This is a genomic window from Clostridium frigidicarnis, from assembly GCF_900111985.1.
Classification (GTDB): domain Bacteria; phylum Bacillota; class Clostridia; order Clostridiales; family Clostridiaceae; genus Clostridium_Z; species Clostridium_Z frigidicarnis.
Genome location: NZ_FOKI01000023.1, coordinates 23,818 through 44,043, shown reverse-complemented (window position 1 = coordinate 44,043; position 20,226 = coordinate 23,818). Strand labels below are relative to the sequence as shown.

The 20,226-nt window shown below is 29.9% G+C and carries 23 protein-coding genes; 2 read left to right on the top strand and 21 right to left on the bottom strand.

The features are described from left to right. Positions 1-27 precede the first annotated feature (27 nt). From rplS to pta, 18 genes are all read right to left on the bottom strand, one after another. Positions 28-372: a 50S ribosomal protein L19 gene (gene rplS / locus BM119_RS13215; RefSeq protein ID WP_090042160.1), complete on the bottom strand. Its 345-nt coding sequence runs from the start codon at positions 370-372 to the stop codon at positions 28-30. A 119-nt stretch (positions 373-491) separates the two neighbouring features. Then, positions 492-1,202, bottom strand: coding sequence for a tRNA (guanosine(37)-N1)-methyltransferase TrmD (trmD, locus tag BM119_RS13210; RefSeq protein WP_090042159.1), 711 nt, complete (start codon positions 1,200-1,202; stop codon positions 492-494). Then, the gene (rimM, locus tag BM119_RS13205; RefSeq protein ID WP_090042158.1) at positions 1,192-1,692 is read right to left on the bottom strand and encodes a ribosome maturation factor RimM; all 501 of its coding nucleotides are present in this window, start codon (positions 1,690-1,692) and stop codon (positions 1,192-1,194) included. The genes trmD and rimM overlap by 11 nt, the downstream gene beginning before the upstream one ends. Before the next feature lie 57 nt (positions 1,693-1,749). After that, positions 1,750-1,980, bottom strand: a complete 231-nt coding sequence (locus BM119_RS13200; RefSeq protein WP_090042156.1) for a KH domain-containing protein — start codon at positions 1,978-1,980, stop codon at positions 1,750-1,752. A gap of 58 nt (positions 1,981-2,038) precedes the next feature. Next, a complete protein-coding gene (gene rpsP / locus BM119_RS13195) occupies positions 2,039-2,284 on the bottom strand; it encodes a 30S ribosomal protein S16 (RefSeq protein ID WP_090042154.1) in 246 nt (81 codons plus the stop codon). Positions 2,285-2,316: 32 nt separating this feature from the next. Beyond that, entirely contained in the window at positions 2,317-3,669 is a 1,353-nt protein-coding gene (ffh, locus tag BM119_RS13190) for a signal recognition particle protein (RefSeq protein WP_090042153.1), read from the bottom strand. Between the two features lie 20 nt (positions 3,670-3,689). After that, positions 3,690-4,037, bottom strand: coding sequence for a putative DNA-binding protein (locus BM119_RS13185; protein WP_090042151.1), 348 nt, complete (start codon positions 4,035-4,037; stop codon positions 3,690-3,692). Positions 4,038-4,110: 73 nt separating this feature from the next. After that, complete coding sequence (ftsY, locus tag BM119_RS13180; RefSeq protein WP_090042150.1) at positions 4,111-5,025, bottom strand: signal recognition particle-docking protein FtsY; 915 nt, start codon at positions 5,023-5,025, stop codon at positions 4,111-4,113. Positions 5,026-5,043: 18 nt separating this feature from the next. After that, positions 5,044-8,601: a chromosome segregation protein SMC gene (smc, locus tag BM119_RS13175; RefSeq protein ID WP_090042148.1), complete on the bottom strand. Its 3,558-nt coding sequence runs from the start codon at positions 8,599-8,601 to the stop codon at positions 5,044-5,046. Between the two features lie 264 nt (positions 8,602-8,865). After that, positions 8,866-9,126 carry a stage V sporulation protein S gene (locus BM119_RS13170; RefSeq protein WP_090042147.1) on the bottom strand — a complete coding sequence of 87 codons (261 nt, stop codon included), beginning with the start codon at positions 9,124-9,126 and terminating at the stop codon, positions 8,866-8,868. 56 nt (positions 9,127-9,182) lie between these two features. Then, positions 9,183-10,298 (bottom strand): elongator complex protein 3, encoded by a 1,116-nt coding sequence (locus BM119_RS13165; protein ID WP_090042145.1) that lies wholly within the window; start codon positions 10,296-10,298, stop codon positions 9,183-9,185. Next, positions 10,288-10,992 (bottom strand): ribonuclease III, encoded by a 705-nt coding sequence (rnc, locus tag BM119_RS13160; RefSeq protein ID WP_090042144.1) that lies wholly within the window; start codon positions 10,990-10,992, stop codon positions 10,288-10,290. Before rnc ends, BM119_RS13165 begins: the two co-directional genes overlap by 11 nt. A gap of 110 nt (positions 10,993-11,102) precedes the next feature. Continuing rightward, positions 11,103-11,336: an acyl carrier protein gene (acpP, locus tag BM119_RS13155; RefSeq protein ID WP_090042142.1), complete on the bottom strand. Its 234-nt coding sequence runs from the start codon at positions 11,334-11,336 to the stop codon at positions 11,103-11,105. Between the two features lie 173 nt (positions 11,337-11,509). Beyond that, a complete protein-coding gene (gene plsX, locus BM119_RS13150) occupies positions 11,510-12,505 on the bottom strand; it encodes a phosphate acyltransferase PlsX (RefSeq protein WP_090042140.1) in 996 nt (331 codons plus the stop codon). A 58-nt stretch (positions 12,506-12,563) separates the two neighbouring features. Then, positions 12,564-12,746, bottom strand: coding sequence for a 50S ribosomal protein L32 (rpmF, locus tag BM119_RS13145; protein ID WP_090042138.1), 183 nt, complete (start codon positions 12,744-12,746; stop codon positions 12,564-12,566). Positions 12,747-12,759: 13 nt separating this feature from the next. After that, entirely contained in the window at positions 12,760-13,257 is a 498-nt protein-coding gene (locus BM119_RS13140; RefSeq protein WP_090042137.1) for a YceD family protein, read from the bottom strand. Between the two features lie 136 nt (positions 13,258-13,393). Further along, on the bottom strand, positions 13,394-14,587 hold the full coding sequence (locus tag BM119_RS13135) for an acetate/propionate family kinase (protein WP_090042135.1): 1,194 nt from the start codon (positions 14,585-14,587) through the stop codon (positions 13,394-13,396). 55 nt (positions 14,588-14,642) lie between these two features. Continuing rightward, a complete protein-coding gene (pta, locus tag BM119_RS13130) occupies positions 14,643-15,644 on the bottom strand; it encodes a phosphate acetyltransferase (protein ID WP_090042134.1) in 1,002 nt (333 codons plus the stop codon). A 199-nt stretch (positions 15,645-15,843) separates the two neighbouring features. Between pta and BM119_RS13125 the strand changes: the two genes are divergently transcribed. Both BM119_RS13125 and ylbJ read left to right on the top strand, forming a co-directional pair. Further along, on the top strand, positions 15,844-17,064 hold the full coding sequence (locus BM119_RS13125) for a nucleotidyltransferase (protein ID WP_090042132.1): 1,221 nt from the start codon (positions 15,844-15,846) through the stop codon (positions 17,062-17,064). A gap of 429 nt (positions 17,065-17,493) precedes the next feature. Further along, positions 17,494-18,654 carry a sporulation integral membrane protein YlbJ gene (gene ylbJ / locus BM119_RS13120; protein ID WP_090042131.1) on the top strand — a complete coding sequence of 387 codons (1,161 nt, stop codon included), beginning with the start codon at positions 17,494-17,496 and terminating at the stop codon, positions 18,652-18,654. Here the strand turns inward: ylbJ and BM119_RS13115 are convergent. Genes BM119_RS13115 through rsmD form a run of 3 tightly spaced genes read right to left on the bottom strand, consistent with a single transcriptional unit; the run spans position 18,637 to position 20,218 of the window. Beyond that, positions 18,637-19,161, bottom strand: a complete 525-nt coding sequence (locus BM119_RS13115) for an ATPase (protein WP_090042130.1) — start codon at positions 19,159-19,161, stop codon at positions 18,637-18,639. The genes ylbJ and BM119_RS13115 overlap by 18 nt on opposite strands. Before the next feature lie 17 nt (positions 19,162-19,178). Further along, entirely contained in the window at positions 19,179-19,658 is a 480-nt protein-coding gene (coaD, locus tag BM119_RS13110; RefSeq protein WP_090042128.1) for a pantetheine-phosphate adenylyltransferase, read from the bottom strand. Between the two features lie 2 nt (positions 19,659-19,660). Continuing rightward, a complete protein-coding gene (gene rsmD / locus BM119_RS13105; RefSeq protein WP_090042127.1) occupies positions 19,661-20,218 on the bottom strand; it encodes a 16S rRNA (guanine(966)-N(2))-methyltransferase RsmD in 558 nt (185 codons plus the stop codon). Positions 20,219-20,226 lie beyond the last annotated feature (8 nt).

The window sequence follows — 20,226 nt, the reverse complement described above, 5'->3', positions numbered from 1 at the left end:
TAAACTTAACTATGTTAAATTTTTAAACTAGATTAATTCTTTAACCTTAGCAGCTTTTCCTACTCTGTTTCTTAAGTAGAATAACTTAGCTCTTCTTACTTTACCTCTTCTTGCTACTTCTATCTTCTCAACGATAGGAGCGTTTATAGGGAAAGTTCTTTCAACTCCAACACCGTAAGCTAATCTTCTTACTGTGAAAGTTTCTCTAACTCCACCGTTTTGTCTCTTTATAACAGTTCCTTCGAACATTTGAGTTCTTTCTCTGTTACCTTCTTTAATTTTTACGTATACTTTAACAGTATCTCCTATGTTAAAGCTTGCTAAATCACTTCTTAATTGTTCTGCTTCTATAGCTCTTATTAATTCGTTCATCGTGCATTCCCTCCTTGAATATAATAATTTGACGTTCATGCAGCTATCTACTGTAGAGGATCGCCCGTACTAGCACAAAGTTGATTATATCATATATTAAGTCAAAAGTTCAACATATTTTATTTATTTTGCAATAATTTCTTGTCTTCTTTTGTAAGTTCAACTTTTCTGTAAAGATCTGGTCTTTTTTCCTTTGTTATTTGTAAAGATTTAATTCTTCTCCATTTTCTTATATTCTCATGATGTCCAGAACAAAGCACCCTTGGTACTTCTGCTCCTTCAAAAACTTCTGGTCTTGTATATTGTGGGTATTCTAGTAATCCATTATAATAAGATTCTTCCTGAAAACTTTCCTCTTTTCCAAGTACTCCTGGTATTAATCTACATATACTATCAACTATAGGTATGCATGCCATTTCTCCCCCAGTAAGTATAAAATCTCCTAATGAAATTTCTAAATCAACATGTTCATAAACTCGTTCATCTATACCCTCATAATGACCACATAAAAATATAATTTCTTCCTCATTGCTTAATTGTTTGGCCATAGAATGATTAAAGGTCTTTCCTCTTGGTCCTAAAAACACAACCTTACCCTTATTATGTTTTTTTACTTCCCTGATACAGTCAACTATAGGTTGTGGTGTCATAACCATACCAGCTCCTCCACCATAAGGGTAATCATCCACCTTTTTATGCTTATTCAAAGAAAAATCTCTTATATTATATGTATCTATAAATACTGTATTATTTTCTTTAGCTCTTCCCATTATACTGTGGCCAAATATATCAAACATTTCAGGAAATAAAGTCAAAATACTAATCTTCATCTTGCCATTCCCCAACTGGTTTAATAGTAATTTTTTTGTTTTCTATATCTATATCATATACTATATCCTTAAGTACAGGGATTAAAACTTCTTTTTTACCATTTTTAACCCAGTATACATCATTGGCAGGTGTTTTTATTATGTCAAACACTTCTCCAATTTCTTTTTCTTCTGTATCATATACTTTACAACCTATTAAATCAACTACAAAGTGAGTATCTTTAGGAAGTTTTATAGCATCTTCTCTTTTTACCTTTAAATACTTATTTCTAAGTTTTTCTGCTTCATCCATAGTTTCTATACCTTCAAACTTTAATATTACTCTATCAGCTTGAAGTTTAAACCACACTACTTTAACTTCTTTATCTTCAATAAAAACAGTTTTTAGCTTTCTAAATCTTCTAACATCATCTGTCAAAGGGAATATCTTTACCTCTCCTTTAACACCATGTGGTTTAGTTATTTGACCTATTGTCATAAATTCCTTCATAATTATAACCTCCAGAATTTACTTAACTAAAAAGAGCTAGGCAAAACCTAACTCTGATTAATTCAGTATTTCTACTATAACTCTTTTATTTTCCTTTATGGCTGCTGCTTTCACAACAGTTCTAATAGCCTTAGCTATTCTTCCCTGTTTTCCTATAACTTTGCCCATATCATCCTGAGAAACTTTTAATTCTATTATTATAGATTGTTCCCCAGTTACTTCATTGACATCCACTAATTCGGGATTATCAACTAATGATTTAGCAATGATTTCAACCAATTCTTTCATTTCAAAACTCTTCCCCTAATACCTATGAGAAGATTTTAGGAGAATAAACCTCCTAAAATTACTCGTTTATACCAGCTCTACCGAAAAGTTTCTTAACGATATCTGTTGGTTGAGCTCCGTTTTGCATCCAAGCTTTAGCTCTTTCACCATCTATTTTTAATTCTTGTGGCTCAGCAACTGGATTGTAGTATCCTATTTCCTCGATGAATCTTCCATCTCTTGGGCTTCTAGAATCTGCAACAACAACTCTGTAGAAAGGAGCTTTTTTAGCACCCATTCTTCTTAATCTTATTTTTACTGCCATGTATTTCACCTCCTTTAAAAACTATATATCTATTACATGAAAGGAAGTTTATTTAAAAATCCCTTCTTAGCATTTTTCTGTAACCCCTTCATTTGCTTCGTCATCTTCCTCATCTGCTCAAAGCTTTTTAAAAGCTTGTTAACATCTTGAATAGTAGTTCCAGAACCTTTTGCAATTCTTTTCCTTCTAGAACCTGAAGAAGTGATTAAGTTAGGGTTACGTCTTTCCTTTACTGTCATGGAGTTTATTATCGCTTCGGTTTTTCCTAATTCTTTTTCACCTTTGCTTAAATCTACTCCTTGAAGTTCTTTAGCATTAACCCCTGGCATCATTTCCATCAATTTATTTAAAGGTCCTAATTTTTTCATCTGATTCATTGCCATAAGAAAATCTTCAAAGTTAAATCCTTGATTTAACAATTTATCTCCAAGTTCTTTAGCCTCTTTTTCATCAATAGCAGATTGAGCTTTTTCTATTAGGGATAATACATCCCCCATACCTAGTATTCTTGAAGCCATTCTATCTGGGTGGAAAACTTCAAGATCGCTCATTTTTTCACCTAAACCTACAAACTTTATAGGCTTTTGGGTCATTTCTCTTATTGATAATGCTGCTCCACCTCTAGTGTCACCATCAAGCTTAGTTAATATAACTCCTGTTATATCTAAAGCTTCATTAAACGTTTCTGCAACATTTACTGCATCTTGACCTGTCATTGAATCTACTACTAATAATATTTCATTAGGATCTATATTAGCTTTAACATCTTTTAATTCTTGCATAAGTTCTTCATCTATGTGAAGTCTACCAGCTGTATCAAATATAACTACATTCAATCCATTGCTTCTTGCATGTTCTAAACCTGCTTTTGCAATGTCAACTGGACTAACCTTATCTCCCATAGAGAACACTGGAACATCTATTTGCTTACCAACTGTTTGAAGTTGTTTTATAGCCGCTGGTCTGTAAACATCTCCTGCAACAAGTAAAGGCTTTTTGTTTCTCTTTCTTAATTGAAGAGCAAGCTTTCCTGCCATAGTTGTCTTACCAGCACCTTGAAGTCCTGCAAGCATTATAACTGTCAATCCCTTATCATCAAAATTTATCTTACTTTCACTAGTTCCCATAAGGGCTGTAAGTTCATCGTTAACTATTTTAATAACATGTTGTCCTGGTGTCAAGCTTTCTAGCACTTCTTTTCCAGAACACTTTTCACTAACAGATTTTATGAAGCTCTTTACGACTTTATAATTTACATCTGCTTCCAATAGAGCAAGCTTAACTTCTCTCATGGCTTCTTTTATGTCTTTTTCTGTTAGCTTTCCTTTTCCTTTTAACTTTTTTAACGTATCTTGAAGTTTAGTTGCTAATCCTTCAAAAGCCATGCGCAATACCTCCTAAAAAATCACATTGCTGTCTTAACAAGTTGCTCTATCTTTTTTATCCTCTGTTCATCAATAACTGCTTCACTTTGGTGATTTAGTTTATGAAGCTCTTCTAATATCTCATTTTTTATTTTTTTCTGCTCAAAACTTTTCTTCATAAGATTTAGTTTTTCTTCATAAGCTAAAAGCTGCTTGTAACATCGCTTGATTAAATCGTGTATCGCCTGCCTACTAATATTATTTAACTCAGCAATTTCTGCTAAAGATAAGTCTTCATTGTAATACATTTTCATTATATTTTTTTGCTTATCAGTTAAAAGTTCTCCATAGAAGTCAAGCAATATAGATATTTCTATTCTTTCTTCCATTTAAATCACCTAACTCACAAATGATATGATATCAAAGCATAAGCAACCTGTCAAGTATTTTTACTTAACACACCTAAAAAAGTGCTTCTGCAAAACTTTCCTCATCAAATTTTTGTAAATCTTCTATCCCTTCACCTACACCAATATATTTTACTGGTATATCAAGTTCTTGCTTTATTGAAATTACCACTCCACCTTTTGCTGTTCCATCAAGTTTTGTTAATATAATTCCATCAACAGGACATACTTCTTTAAATTGTTTAGCCTGCATTACAGCATTTTGCCCTGTTGTTCCATCTAAAACTAATAAAGTTTCTTTATTAGCTTCTGGATACTCTCTATCTATGATCCTATTTATTTTAGAAAGTTCATCCATTAAATTTTTTTTGTTATGAAGTCTTCCTGCTGTATCGCATATTAAAACATCAACATTTCTTGCTTTTGCTGCTGAAATAGCATCAAAAACCACGGCTGCTGGATCTGACCCCTCTTGATGTTTAACTATATCAACTGCAGCTCTTTGACTCCAAACTTCAAGTTGATCTATTGCTGCTGCTCTAAATGTATCTGCTGCTGCAAGTAACACTTTTTTACCTTGAGCCTTATATTGAGCTGATATTTTACCTATTGAAGTTGTTTTACCTGCCCCATTAACACCTATTATTAAAAGGACATTCTTCTTATTGCTATCATCTGATTCTTCTTTTTTTCCTTCTCTCAACATGTCAGTAATAACACTTTTCAAACAAGGCCTAACCTCTGAAACTTCATTTATTTTTTCTTCTCTTATTCTAGTTCTTAGTCTTTCAATTATTTCTACAGATGTATTTACACCAATATCTGAGGTAATTAAAATTTCTTCTAATTCCTCATAAAGATCTTCATCAATAGTAACAGCTAAGTTAAAAACTTCATTCATCTTATCTGTTAAATTATCTCTTGTTTTTGTAAGTCCAGTCTTTAGTTTTTCAAAAAATCCTCCAAACATATTCAATCCTCCTTAAAATTAAGCACTCAAGTCTACTGAGACAATCTTAGAAACGCCCTTTTCTTCCATTGTTACTCCATAAAGAACATCACTAGCCTCCATTGTACCTTTTCTATGAGTTATCACTATAAATTGTATATTATCAGCAAACTTATTTAAAAATTCTGCATATCTATAAACGTTAGCATCATCCAATGCTGCCTCTATTTCATCTAGTATACAGAATGGAGTGGGCTTCATCTTTAAAATAGCAAAAAGTAATGCAATTGCTGAAAGAACCTTCTCTCCTCCAGACATAAGATTTATATTCTGAAGTTTTTTTCCTGGTGGCTGTACATTTATTTCTATATTTGAGGATAACTCATCTCCATCTGCCAATATTAAATCTGCACTTCCCCCTTTAAATAACTCTTTAAATGTTTCGGTAAAGTTCTTTCTTAAAATCTCAAAATTTCCACTAAAAACTTTTTTCATTTTTAATATCATTTCATCAATTACACTGTTTAATTCATTTTTAGCATTTTCTAAATCATCCCTTTGGGTACTCATAAATCCATATTTATTTGTGACCTCTTCATACTCTTCAATAGCTTTAAGATTTACTGTTCCTAAAGATGATATCTTTCCTTTTAATATACTTATATTTCTTTTAAATTCTTCTAAGTCAGTTACTGGTTTACTTAAGTCCTGAGCTTCTGCTAAGGTAAGTTGCATATCATTATTTAATTTACTGAAATAAGATTGCATCTCCATTTCATACTTTGCTTTTGTTATATTTTTTTTGTTACTATTATCTTCTATTTTGTTTAATTCTTGATTTAATCCTTCTGCTCTATTAATATTTACTCTTATATCCTCTTTTAATTTTACTCTAATTGCCTCATATTTATCAAAGTCTTTTTTCATAATTTCTATAGTTTGTTGTAATTTAAGTATGATTTCTTTGTTATGCGTTATACTAGAATTGCTTTTTTCCATTATTTCTATATCTTTTGATATATCATTTTTAATATTATTAACTTTTAATAATAATTCCTCTATATCTCGTTCTAATCTATTTATTTCTTTAATTTCAGCAGTTAAAATTTCATCTATTTGAGCTTTATTTACCTTTAACTCTACTAACTCTTCTTTATAACTTGAAAGACTTTTTTCCCTTTCAAGTATTTTGTTATTTAAGTTGTTTCTTTCATCAAATAAATTTTTTTCTTTATTTTTTAAACTCTTTATATTATCTATTTTTTTCTTTAATTCCTGACTAAGGTCCTCTATTTTTTTATTTACAATTTCTTTTTCTTTTATTGATATATTTAAACTTTGAGTTAATCTTATCTTTTCATTATTTATATTAGATAACTCACCTTGAATTTTAGTTAGCTCTATATTGTTATAGTGTATTTCATCTCTTAGATTTAAACATTTATCATCTAGCAATTTAAATTGATCTTTATAACTTAAAAGTTCATTATTTAAATTAGTAAGATGTTTTTTTAAATTCTCTATGTTGTCCTTTAGTTCTTCCATTTCTCTTTTTCGCCCTATTATACTCACATTTTTATGATATACACTACCTCCAGTAAGAGCTCCACCTGGATTTATTACCTCTCCCTCAAGAGTTACAATTTTATATGAGTGTTGCGTTACCTTAGCAAAATTTAAAGCATTATCCATTGTATCACATATAAGGGTCCTACCTAACACATAGTTAATTGCAGGAGTAAACATAGAGTCGTAGCTTATAAGATCGCTGGCAATACCTATAAAGCCTTTTAGTCTTTTAAGATTATCATTAAGCATAATTCTTTTACCCTTTATTATAGTTAATGGTAAAAAAGTAGCTCTTCCAAGGTTATTTCTTTTCAAATGATTTATAAGAGTTTTAGCAGTAGAATCATCCTCAGTTATAATATGAGAAATCCCTCCACCAAGGGATATTTCTATTGCAGTTTCTAACTCTTTTTTCACCTCTATTATATCACCTAAAACATATGACTTACCCTTTATATTTTCAATTTTCCCCTCATCTATATGTTTCATTAAAATTTTTACACTTCTTGCATACCCTTCATATTGTTTTTCTAAATTATTTAACATTTGGTGGTTAGCTTCTAATTTGTTAAGATTAGCGTGATTACTTCTTAATTCCTTATCTTTTTCATTTATCTTATTTATTAATAAATTCATTTGTTTTTTACTATTCTTAATTTCTTCATTTAAATTTTCTATGTCAACGGATACTTTGTTTTTGTTATCTTGAAGAATTTTACCTGTTGTCAAATTTATTTTTATAGAGTTTTCTAAGTTTTCACAGGTGTTTTTCAACGATTCTATTTTATTATGTAAATTATTTATATCATTATTTAGGACTTCAACTTTATTTTCTTCATGAGATATACTTTTAGAAGTTTCTATTTCTTGGTTTCTTAAAGTCTCTATTTCTTTTTCAAGAATACTTAAATCCCCATTACTGCTTTGTATATAATCTTCTAAACTCTCTATTTTTTTATTAACACTTTTTTGACTTTCTGTGGTTTCCAATAGCTTTGATTCATTTTCTTGTTTTGATTTATAATAAAATGATATCTTTTCTTCTTGAATAGATAATTCTTTTTTATTTTTATCTATATTAAAGTTAATGTTTTTTATTCTCTCTTGTAGAAGTTGGATATCTCCTTCTAATTCTTTACATTTTTCCTTACTCTGATAATATATCACCTTATCTTCACTAGACTTTTTCTCTTGACTTTCTAATCTATTCTCTAATTCCTCAATTAATCTTTTATATTTATCTCTTTCTTCATTTAACCTATTTTTATCTTCATTTATTTTTCCTATTTCTTTAGATATATTATCTATGTTTTCCTGAACATTTTTTATAGAATCTACTATTAGAGATATCTCTAATGATTTAAGCTCATCTGATATTTCTATGAATTTTTTTGCTTTTTCATTGTCTATTCTTAGCGGTTCTAATCTTTCTTCATAAGTTGACAATATGTCATTTATTCTTATCAAATTTTGTTCTGTATTATTTAGTTTCTTTTCAGCCTCTTCTTTTCTAGTCTTAAACTTAACTATCCCTGCAGCTTCTTCTAGTAAAGCTCTTCTTTCTTCTGCTTTACCACTCAATATTGCATCTATTTTTCCCTGACCTATAATAGAATAGCCTTCTTTTCCTATACCAGTATCCATAAAAAGCTCGTGTATATCTTTTAACCTACAAGGGGTATTGTTTATAAAATATTCGCTTTCTCCTGACCTATATAATCTTCTTGATATTATTACATCATTGTACTCTATTGGAAGCTCATTTTCTGAATTATCTAAAGTCAAAGATACTTGTGCCAATCCTACAGGTTTCCTATATTGAGTGCCTGCAAATATTACATCTTCCATCTTACCACCTCTAAGACTTTTAGCACTTTGTTCTCCTAAAACCCATCTAATTGCATCTGATATATTACTTTTACCACTTCCATTAGGTCCAACTACTGCTGTTACCCCTTTCTTAAATGCTAGTTCTGTTTTATCTGCAAAAGATTTAAATCCTCTTATCTCTATGGTTTTTAAAAACATACTTATCTTCTCCTCATTTAGTACCCTAAGAATGCTACCGGTATTAAAGATAACATAAATACTAAAGCCATAAATATTACTAATGCTTTAGTTAATTTTTTTCTTGTTTTTGCTTTCATTCATAACACTCCTTAACAATTAATAATCTTTTTATTTAAAAATTACACATTACATATTAGTTTATATAAAATATATGAAAATATCAAGAATATAAAAGACCTTAGTATTCCTAAGGCCTAACAAAATTATTTATTCATTTAAAGATTATCTAGGTTCAACTATAAACTTAATTGCAGTACGCTCTTCTCCATCAATGTTTATTGCAGAAAAAGCAGGTATTACCACTAAGTCTATTCCATTAGGTGCAACAAATCCTCTGGTTATTGCAATAGCTTTTATAGCTTGATTTACAGCCCCCGCCCCCACAGCTTGAATCTCTGCGGTGGTTTTTTCTCTTAGTACTGCGGCTAAAGCACCTGCTACAGATTTTGGCTGAGATTGTGCTGATACTTTCAATATTCCCATAAAAATTCCTCCTAAAAATGCCCTAATTTCTTCAAATATATTCCTTTAGGTATATTCTATGAGAAAAGTTTTTTTCCTTCTTTTGTTATTTCCTTTAAATAAAAATCTATCGACACTTTGGTATCACTTTCACTATCCTTTACAAGAATAGTTCCTCTGTCTACAGAATTATCACCTATAACCTTAATATTTTTTGGTTTATTTTGTTCTATCATGTCATAAAAAAACTGTTTTTTATTTGCATATACTTTAGATACATCTCTTTGATTTACTCTAATTACTATATTCTCTCCTAGATTACTAATGTGTTTATTTATTGCACTATTATAAATTTTGCTTTCAACTAATTCTCTAAATGCTGGGTGAAATGGTCCATCTACTATGTCTCCATGATAATTTATGTTTTCAGTAGGCTGCAAGCCTATTCTAATAACATTTATATTGTTCTCTATATACATTGCATATAACACAGTACATACAGTCACAGCTTCGTTTAAAGTATATGGTTTATAATCACCTCTTGAATACATCTCTTCCATAGGAGTATCCTTTATAACAAGGGCAGGATATATTCTACATATATCAGGTTTCATTTTTATACTTTCACTACATGTATATATATCTTTTTCAAATGTATCTCCTGGTAATCCTAGCATTATTTGATGTCCTAAAGTAAAACCAAATTTCTTTATTAAGTCTGAAGCTAATTTTACATCTTCTACACTATGACCTCTACCCGATTTTTTTAAAACTTCATTATCCAGTGATTGTACTCCTAGCTCTATTATGTCTGCATCATAACTTTTAAGATGTTTTAATATTTCTTCGTTTATATAATCAGGTCTTGTAGACATTCTTATATAATCTATTTTCTTACTATCTTTATACTCCTTAGCTAACGCTAAAAGCTCTCTTTGCTTTTCCATAGGTATCCCAGTAAAAGTTCCTCCAAAAAAGGAAACTTCTATTATCGAATCATTTTTGTCAATAGTTTCTAAATATTCTTCTATTGTTTTTCTTGTGCTTTCTGCAGTTACTTCTTCGTCTGATTTAACTGCTATTTCTTTTAAGTTTTGTCCTGTTATTTTTCCTTGATTACAAAACACACAATTATGAGGGCACCCTATATGCGGTACAAATATTGGTATTATGTAATGCTTTTTACTTTTCATTTTTTTCCTCCAATATTCTTAGTGCTTCCTTTGCTGCATTCTGTTCTGATTCTTTCTTACTGTACCCATGTCCATTTCCCATAACCTTATCATTTATAGAAACTTCTGTAAAAAATTTTCTTCTATGAGGTGGACCTTCAAATTTAACAAGACTATAATCTATATTTACCTCACCGTTCTTCTGTAATATTTCCTGAAGTTTAGTCTTATAATCTAATACAATTTCATTTTTAATTGCTTTTTCCATTGTTTGCTTTAAGTTTTTTATTATGAAATTTTTAACAAATTCCATTCCTTTATCTAAGTATATAGCAGCGAATACTGCTTCTACACAATCTGCCTGTATTGATACCCTTTCTCTTCCTCCAGTAAGCTCCTCACCTTTGCTCATTTTAATATAATTTCCTAGACTCCATTTTTTTGCTATTTCATAAAGTGAGTTCTCGCATACAATAAGTGCTCTTGCTTTTGTAAGCTCTCCTTCTGTCTTATCTGTATAGTTGTTAAATAAATATTCTGTAACAGATAATTGCAAAACAGAATCCCCTAAAAACTCTAATCTCTCGTTAAACTTTACATCTTTATATTGATTTGCATATGAACTATGAGTTAAAGCAGTTTCTATGTAATGCCTGCTTTCAAAATTCACACCAATTTTTTTTTCCAATTCTAATATTAAATTATTAAATAACATATTGTTCCTCTCCCATTTGGAAGTTTATTCTTCAATTTGCAGACATACAAATTCAAGAATAAACTTTTATTCTTTATATATGATTAAAGCCCCGTAAAACGGGACTTTTATTATTCTTGAATATGCTCTTTTATATATTCTACAGCGTCTCCAACTGTGCCCATATTTTCAGCTTCTTCATCAGCTACTTCTATGTCAAACTCATCTTCTAAAGCCATTATTAATTCAACTATATCCAGAGAATCAGCACCTAGGTCATCAACAAATGATGTTTCCATTGCAACTTCACTTGCTTCCACGCTTAACTTGTCACATATTAGTTCTCTTACTTTTTCAAATATCATACTATTCACCTCCCTAATAAATTCTTTTAAAAATCAATATACTATACAAATTATATTTTCAATGCTTATAGCATAGAAATCCTTTTAATGAAATTTATTTTTCCAAATTCTCTAAATAGATAATATTACATATTATCTATGCAGTCAATAGAATTAATTAGAGAAATTATCCTTTATTCTTTATTTTGTTCTATTTTTTCTTTAATTTTTTCAACCACTCCATTATCATGGAATATTTTAGCTTGTTTTATAGCATTTTTTATAGCTTTAGCATCAGAACTTCCATGGGCTTTTATACAAATTCCATCTATACCCAAAAAAGCTGCTCCACCAACTTCTTTATAATCAAAATCTTTTTTAAACTTTTTAAAAATAGGCTTTAACATTAAAGCTCCTATCTTACCTCTAGTTGAAGATAGCATTCCATCTTTTAAAGTTGAAAAAAGGGTACTTGCAACTCCCTCATACATTTTAAGAACTGTATTCCCAACAAATCCATCACACACAAGAACTTTCGTATCTCCTCTTGGTATATCTCTTGGCTCTACATTTCCTTTAAAGTTCACTGGTGCTTCTTTTAGTAGTTTATGAGCCGCTTTAGTTAGTTCATTTCCCTTTTCCTCTTCAGATCCTATATTTATAAGTCCTACCGATGGATTTGACATACCCATTATATTTTCCATATATATTGAGCCCATTGTAGCAAATTGAACTAAATAAGGGGGCTTACATTCCGCATTAGCTCCACAATCTATTATCATAAAAGGACCGTTTTTCCCTGGCATTACTGGTGCTAAAGCTGGTCTATCTATACCTTTTATTCTTCCGACTATAAATGTTGCTCCAGCCATAAAAGCCCCAGTACTTCCTGCTGATATTACCGCATCAGCTTCTTTTTCTTTAACTAAATTTAATGCTTTAGCCAGAGATGAATTTTTCTTTCTTCTTATTGCTCTTACAGGCTCTTCATTGCATTCAATTACTTCTTCTGCATCTAATATCTCTATTTTACTAATATCATAATTATGTTTCTTTAGTTCTTCCTCTAACATATGTTTTTTACCTGTAATAACTATATTAACATCTAACTCATTTAAAGCTAATATACAGCCCTCTACTATAGCACTTGGAGAATTATCTCCTCCAAATCCATCAACAGCTATTTTCATAAACACCGCCCCTTAAAATACTTTTAGATATAAAGAAAAGAAAGTCATAAGACTTTCTTTATTTTTCAGTTGAAACAACTTCTTTTCCCTTATAGTAACCACAACTCTTACATACTCTGTGAGCAAGTTTCATTTCGTGGCATTGTGGACATTCTATTATTCCTGGTAAGCTTAACTTGAAAGTTTGAGCTCTTCTAGAATCTCTCTTTGCTTTATAAGTTTTTCTTGCTGGATTTCCCATTAATTACACCTCCTTAATTGCTTGTGAACAAGTCTTTTAGCTGAGCCAACCTTATGTCAACATCTACATAATTGCATTTGCAACTATTAATATTTAAGTTAGCACCACACTGTTGGCAAAGCCCTTTGCAACTTTCGCTACAAAGTCTCTTTATTGGCAATGCCATTATTATACTAGTTTTCACAATTTCAGTAATATCAATAATATCGTTATTAATATTAGTTATTTCCTCATCCTCCATAGGCATCTTTGAAAACTTTTCATTTATATCTACGGACACTGGATAAGAAAACTTTTCAAGACATCTAGAACATGTAAGTTCTAACTCACATTTAGCATTAATACTTAAAGTAATAATATTATCCTGTGATGAAATATCTCCATCTATAGTTATAGGAGTTAAAAATTTTAAAATTTCACCTTCAAAATCCACTTCACTAACTTGCAGTTGAAGATCTAAATGTCTTTTTGTAATTTTTCTTCCTGTTAATTCAGAAATATCTATTTTCATAGTTTCACCCCATATAAAGCTTTATTTTGTATTCCACCTTATACAGAGTATATTTTACTACTCAGAATAAAATATACCATGCGAACACAATTTATTATATAAACTTAAAAATTAAAAGTCAAGTTTATTTTGTAAATTATTTAACTAAAACTACTGTGTCTCTTGCAATCATTAACTCTTCGTTAGTTGGAACTACAAATACTTTAACCTTAGATCCATCTTTACTTATTTCTCTTACTTTTCCTCTTACGTTGTTCTTTTCTTTATCTATTTCTATTCCCAAGAATTCCAGACCCTTACATATTGTTTCTCTTGTTTCTATTGCATTTTCTCCAAGACCAGCTGTAAATACCACACAATCAACTCCACCCATAGAAGCTGCATAAGAACCTATGTATTGTCTTACTCTGTAATCAAACATATTTAATGCAAGTTTAGCTCTTTCATTTCCTTTTGATGATGCATCTTCTATATCTCTGAAGTCTGAAGAAACTCCTGACACACCAAGAACTCCTGATTTTTTATTTAATAATGTGTTAACTTCTTCTGCTGACATTTTTAATTCTGTCATTAAGAATGTTACTGCTGCTGCATCTATATTTCCACATCTAGTTCCCATTACTAATCCTTCTAATGGAGTGAATCCCATTGATGTATCAACACATTGTCCGTTCTTAACTGCAGCAACACTTGCTCCATTTCCTAAATGACAAGTTATTATCTTAAGATCTTTTATATCTTTACCCATTTCATCAGCAGCTACTGATGAAACATACTTATGAGAAGTTCCGTGGAAACCATATTTTCTTATTCCATGATTTTCATAAACCTCATAAGGTATTGCATACATGTACGCTTCTTGTGGCATTGTTTGATGGAAAGCAGTATCAAATACAACTGTCATAGGTGTATTTGGCATTAATTCCTTACAAGCATTTATTCCTATTATGTTTGGAGGGTTGTGAAGTGGTGCAAGCTTAGCGCACTCTTCTAATTCTTTCATAACCTCATCTGTAACTAAAACAGATTGAGCATATTTTTCTCCACCATGAACAACTCTGTGTCCAACAGAAGATATTTCATCCATGCTCTTTATAACTCCATTCTTTTCATCAACTAATGCTTTTAAAACTAATTCAATAGCATCTTTATGATCATTCATAGGAGTCTTTATTATATACTTATCTCTTCCATCAACCTTTTGAGTAAGTATTGATCCCTCTATTCCTATTCTTTCTACAAGACCTTGAGCAAGAGCAATCTCATTGCTCATATCTATTAATTGATATTTTAGTGAAGAACTTCCACAGTTTATAACTAGTACTTTCATTAAAATTTTCCCCTTTCAGATTAAATTTAAATTATATTATAAAGTGTCTTATGAACTATTTCATAGATTGCGCTTGAACTGCTGTTAATGCAACAACACTAACTATATCCTCTGCACTACATCCTCTTGATAAGTCATTTATAGGCTTAGCAAATCCTTGACAAACTGGTCCTATTGCTTCTGCTTTTGCAAATCTTTGAACTAATTTGTATCCTATATTTCCAGATTGTAGGTCTGGGAATATTAATACATTTGCTTTTCCTGCAACTTTACTATTTGGTGCTTTTTGCTTTGCAACTTTTTCAACTATAGCTGCATCTAATTGTAACTCACCATCTATATCTAAATCTGGTCTTAATTCTTTCGCTATTTCAGTAGCACGTCTTACCTTCTCAACTAATTCATGATCTGCACTTCCCATACTTGAGAATGAAAGCATAGCAACCTTTGGCTCTATTTTACAAAGATTTCTAGCAGTTTCTGCTGTTGCTATAGCTATAGATGCTAATTGTTCAGCTGTTGGGCTAGGATTAACTGCACAGTCTGAGAATATTAACATTCCATCTTCACCATATTCACAATCAGGTACAAGCATTATAAAGAAGCTTGATACAACTGATACCTTTGGAGCAGTTTTTACTATTTGTAAACCTGGTCTTAAAAGGTCTCCTGTTGTATGTATAGCACCTGATACCATTCCATCTGCATCATTACATTTTACCATCATTGTTCCAAAATAAAGAGGATCTCTAACTATTTTGTTTGCTTTTTCTATAGTCATCCCTTTATTTTTTCTTAATTCATAAAACTCTTGAACATATTTTTCTGTTTTCTCTGATGTTTCAGGGTCTACTATCTCTATTCCATCTAGATTTAAGCCTAATTGTTTAGCTTTGTTTTGTATTTTCTCTAAACCTCCAACTAATACAACATTGGCCAATCCTTGTTTTTTTATTTCCTCTGATGCTGTTAGTGTTCTTTCTTCTTCACCTTCTGGAAGAACTATTGTTTTCACATCATTTTTAGCATCTTCCCATATTTTCTTCATAAGATCCATGTTTAATTACTCCTTTCAAAAATAAGGCTGTCTATATATAATATACTCTTAATAGTATATACTTTTCAACAAAAAAATGATAAATATGTTACCTTTGGTTATTTTTCTAATTTTCTGAACAACTAAAAACCTATTTACATTTAATTTTATCCAAAAATCTTGTATAATATTATAATATTTAACCGAAAGGAGATTTTTTATGAATATCAGCGCAATAATTTCTGAGTATAATCCTTTTCACAATGGTCATTTATATCACATAAATAAAACTAAGGATTTATGCAATACTAATTACGTTATTGTTTTAATGAGTGGCAACTTTGCACAAAGGGGCATTCCTTGTGTAATAGATAAATGGAATCGAGCCGAAATGGCTTTATTGAATGGAGCTGACTTAGTTTTAGAACTTCCATCTGTATTTGCTTTATCCTCAGCTGAATTTTTTGCTAAAGGAAGTGTCTCTCTGTTAAATTCTTTGAATTGCGTAACTCATCTTTCTTTTGGTAGTGAATGTGGGGATATAGATCTTATACAAAAGATTGCAATGATTTTATCTCATGAACCAAAAGAGTATAAAGTCATCCTAAAAAATTTAATAGATAGCGGACTTCCCTTTGCTAAAGCTAGATTTTTAGCATTAAAAGAATACATTGAAAACACAGAAAATATTCCTAATTTATCTTCATTTTTAAGTTCATCTAATAATATTTTAGCTATAGAATACTGCAAAAGTCTTATTCAATTAAACAGTAATATAAAGCCTATTACAGTTCAACGTCTAGGTGGCGAATATAATGAAAATAGCTTAAATGAAATTTTCTCTAGTGCTACATCTTTAAGAAATCTTTTAAAGGAAAATATAGATTTTGACATCCTAAAAGACCATATGCCTACTACGGCATTTCATATATTAAAAAATTTAAAAGCTACAGACTATAAGTTCGTTTTTGATGAAGATATGTTTTCATTGTTGAAATATAAACTAACTTGTTGTGAAAATAATTTAAATCTAATACCAGATGCATCTGAGGGATTAGATAATAAGATTATTAAAGAAGTTATTAATTCAGATTCATTAAAAGAATTAATTCTTAATTCAAAAAGCAAACGTTACACTTATACAAGAATAAATAGAATTTTATGTCAATATTTTATAGGACTTGAAACTTTTGATCTAATTGATTTAAGAACTACCACTCCAAGTTATTGTAGAGTTTTAGGCTTTACTGAAAACGGCTCTAAAATATTAAAACTTATAAAAAACAATAGTAATATTGATATTATAACTAAGATCCCCAAAACAAGAAATGACATGCTTAATGCTGACATAAAATCAACTAAGGCATACAGTATTTTATGTAAAAACATAAAACCTAATAATGATTTTTTAAAATCTCCCATAATAATAAAAAACACCTAAAGGTGTTTTTTTGTTATTAGGTAATATTATGAATTTAATTTAATATAATTTCTATAAGGCACATGAAAGAATATAACAAGTCAAAGACGCCATGTATATTTTGTGCCAGAGAATAAAGGTGGCTGTGCCACGTTATAATTGAGAATTGACAGTTGTTGTTGAAAATCACAGATTTTCTTTAATAAGATTTTTTTTATTTTAGAAATCTTATTAAGAAGATTTCATCCAACATTGTCAATTGTAAATTGTAAATTCTTAATTTTCAATTTAAAAGCCCTTTAAACTAGATTTTATCAGCATTTTAGGATTAAATTTTTTCTATAATTTTCTATACATCAAAGCTGACGCAGTATGACACAAAATAGACTAGCATACTGACTTGTTATTTTTTTAAATGTTCCTAAATCAATTATTTTTATGGAGGTTTAATTGAATTATATTCTGCTTATAAGCCTTATAGGTATATTTATATTAATTCTATTATTATCTAAAGAATATAGAATTAACTATGTAGCTACTTTCCTATTAACTATTATAATAATATATTTTATAGCATTTCCAAATTTAATAATAGATTCTGCTAAAAATGGAGCTATATTATTTTTTAACAATCTGTTCCCCACCCTGTTTCCATTTTTAATAGTAACAGAATTACTAATACATTATGGCGGTGTAAATATTTATTCAAAACTTATAGGACCTTTTTTATGTAAACCACTAAAACTGCCAAAACAATGTAGTTTTACATTAGTTGTAAGTTTTTTATGTGGATATCCACTTGGCGCAAAATATTCTTGTCATTTATATGAAGAAAACTTAATAGAAACCTCTACTTTTAGAAGGCTTTTAAACATAGCTTCAAACGGAAGCCCTTTATTTATAATAGGGTCAGTCTCAACTTCAATGCTTAATCTTCCTTCTGCTGGAATATATCTTCTTTTATCTAATTATATATCTTGTATTTTAATGGCTTTTATTCTAAAACCTACTGATAGTAAAATCATTCAAGTAAAAGACTCTAGTTTTAAAACTGATAATTTTGGATCTATACTAAAAATATCTTTAGATAATTCTCTTTCCACAGCATTATCTGTAGGAAGTTATATAATTATGTTCTCAATTTTAATATCCATTTTAAAAAATACTTATATGTTTCAATGTATTATAAATTTTTTATGTAACATACTGTTTTTTCTTCCTAATGAAGCTGTTAAAGGTTTAACACTTGGAATGTTTGAAATGACTAATGGATGCTATATATTAAGTTCTGCATCAATATCTTTAAAATTAAAACTTTCAATGATAAGTTTTCTTTGTGCTTTTAGTGGATTATCTATAATATGCCAAATCCATTCTTTCGTTTATAAGTTTAAAGATATATCTATAGCAAGATATATCTTTAGAAAGTTTATTCAAGGAATTCTAAGTTTTCTTTTAACATACTGCACTTTATCATTGGTATCATTAGATGTATATACAATGAATTCCAGTATGTGTACTCCATATTGGGTTGCTTTTCTTCCCATATTAATATTAATTATTTTAAGTATAATCTTATCAAAACTATTTAATCTATTTCATATGTCTTAATTCTTTGATATTTTCTCTTATAAGTTTTGTTGAATTAGTCATATCCCTAGATATGGATGATAAATAATTATCCATATCTTTTTTCATACTTTCTAGAAGAATAGATCCCTTTTCCTCTATTTCCTTATCTAACTTACATAAAACTTCATCTGCATAATCTCTTGCACTAAGCATCATTTCCTTTGATTGTATCTGAGCTACCTTTATTATCTCCTGAGCCTTAATATTAGCCTCTCTCGTTATCTCGTGATTCTCTATTCTCTTTCTTCTAATTACCTCTGTCTCCTTAAGGATAGCATCACTTTGTGCTTTGGATTCTGATAACATTCTGTCTTTTTCTATTAATAACCATTGAGCTTTTTTGAGTTCATCAGGAAGATATGATACTATATCATCAAGAATAGCTGCTAATTCTTTTTTATCTAAAACAACCTTTCCAGACATAGGTACCTTTGGTGCTGTCTCTACAAGTTCGTGAAGATACTCTATTAACTCTATAACCTCCATATTCACCCTCCTACCTTCTACTCCATTATCTTATTCATAACATCCCCTAGTATTACGTCAGGAACTAATCCTTTAATACAGCCTCCAAACTTCGCAACTTGCTTAACTGAAGATGAACTTAAATAGGAATACTCAGCATTAGTCATCATAAATAATGTTTCTATTGATGAATCTAATTTATTATTCATTAAAGCCATTTGAAATTCATATTCAAAATCTGAAACTGCTCTTAATCCCTTTATAATAACTTTACTATCATTTTTTTTCATGAAATCTATAAGCAAACCATTAAACCCTGCTACCCTAACGTTAGCATATTGTACTATAGACTTTTCTATGAGTTTAACTCTCTCATCTACAGGAAATAATCCTTTTTTATCTACATTAACTAACACCACTACTATAACTTCATCGAATATTTTTGATGCTCTCTTTATAATATCTAGGTGTCCATTTGTAATAGGGTCAAAACTTCCTGGGTAAACCGCCCTTCTCATTTTTAATCCTCCTTATACTTATAGAAGCAAACCGTAGTATTACCGTACTTTCTAGAATTTTGTAAAACTATCCTTTCATTACCTTCATAAATCTCTTCACCTGTATCTATTTTGGTTACAATTAACCCATCTTTTTTTAATATTTCTCCTTCAGTTATGATTCCTACAGCTTTAGGAATCATATCTTTCATATATGGTGGATCTATAAATATTAAATCAAAAACTTTTTTATTCTTTACAAAATTTCTTAGGGCATCATAAGAATCCATATTCAAACAGGTACATTCATCCTGAAATTTTAAGTTTATAATATTTTCTTTTAATATAGGAAATGTTACTGGGCTTTTATCAACCAAATAACATTCTTTAGCTCCTCTACTAACAGCCTCTAACCCTAAACTTCCTGTACCAGCAAAAACATCTAATGCCACCGCATCAGGGACATAGTTTTGTATCATGTTAAATATATTTTCTTTAATTCTATCCAGTGTTGGTCTTGTCTCCATAGTAGCTGGCGACAAAATTTTCCTTCCTTTGGCGCGTCCTGCAATTATTCTCATGTTTTGTC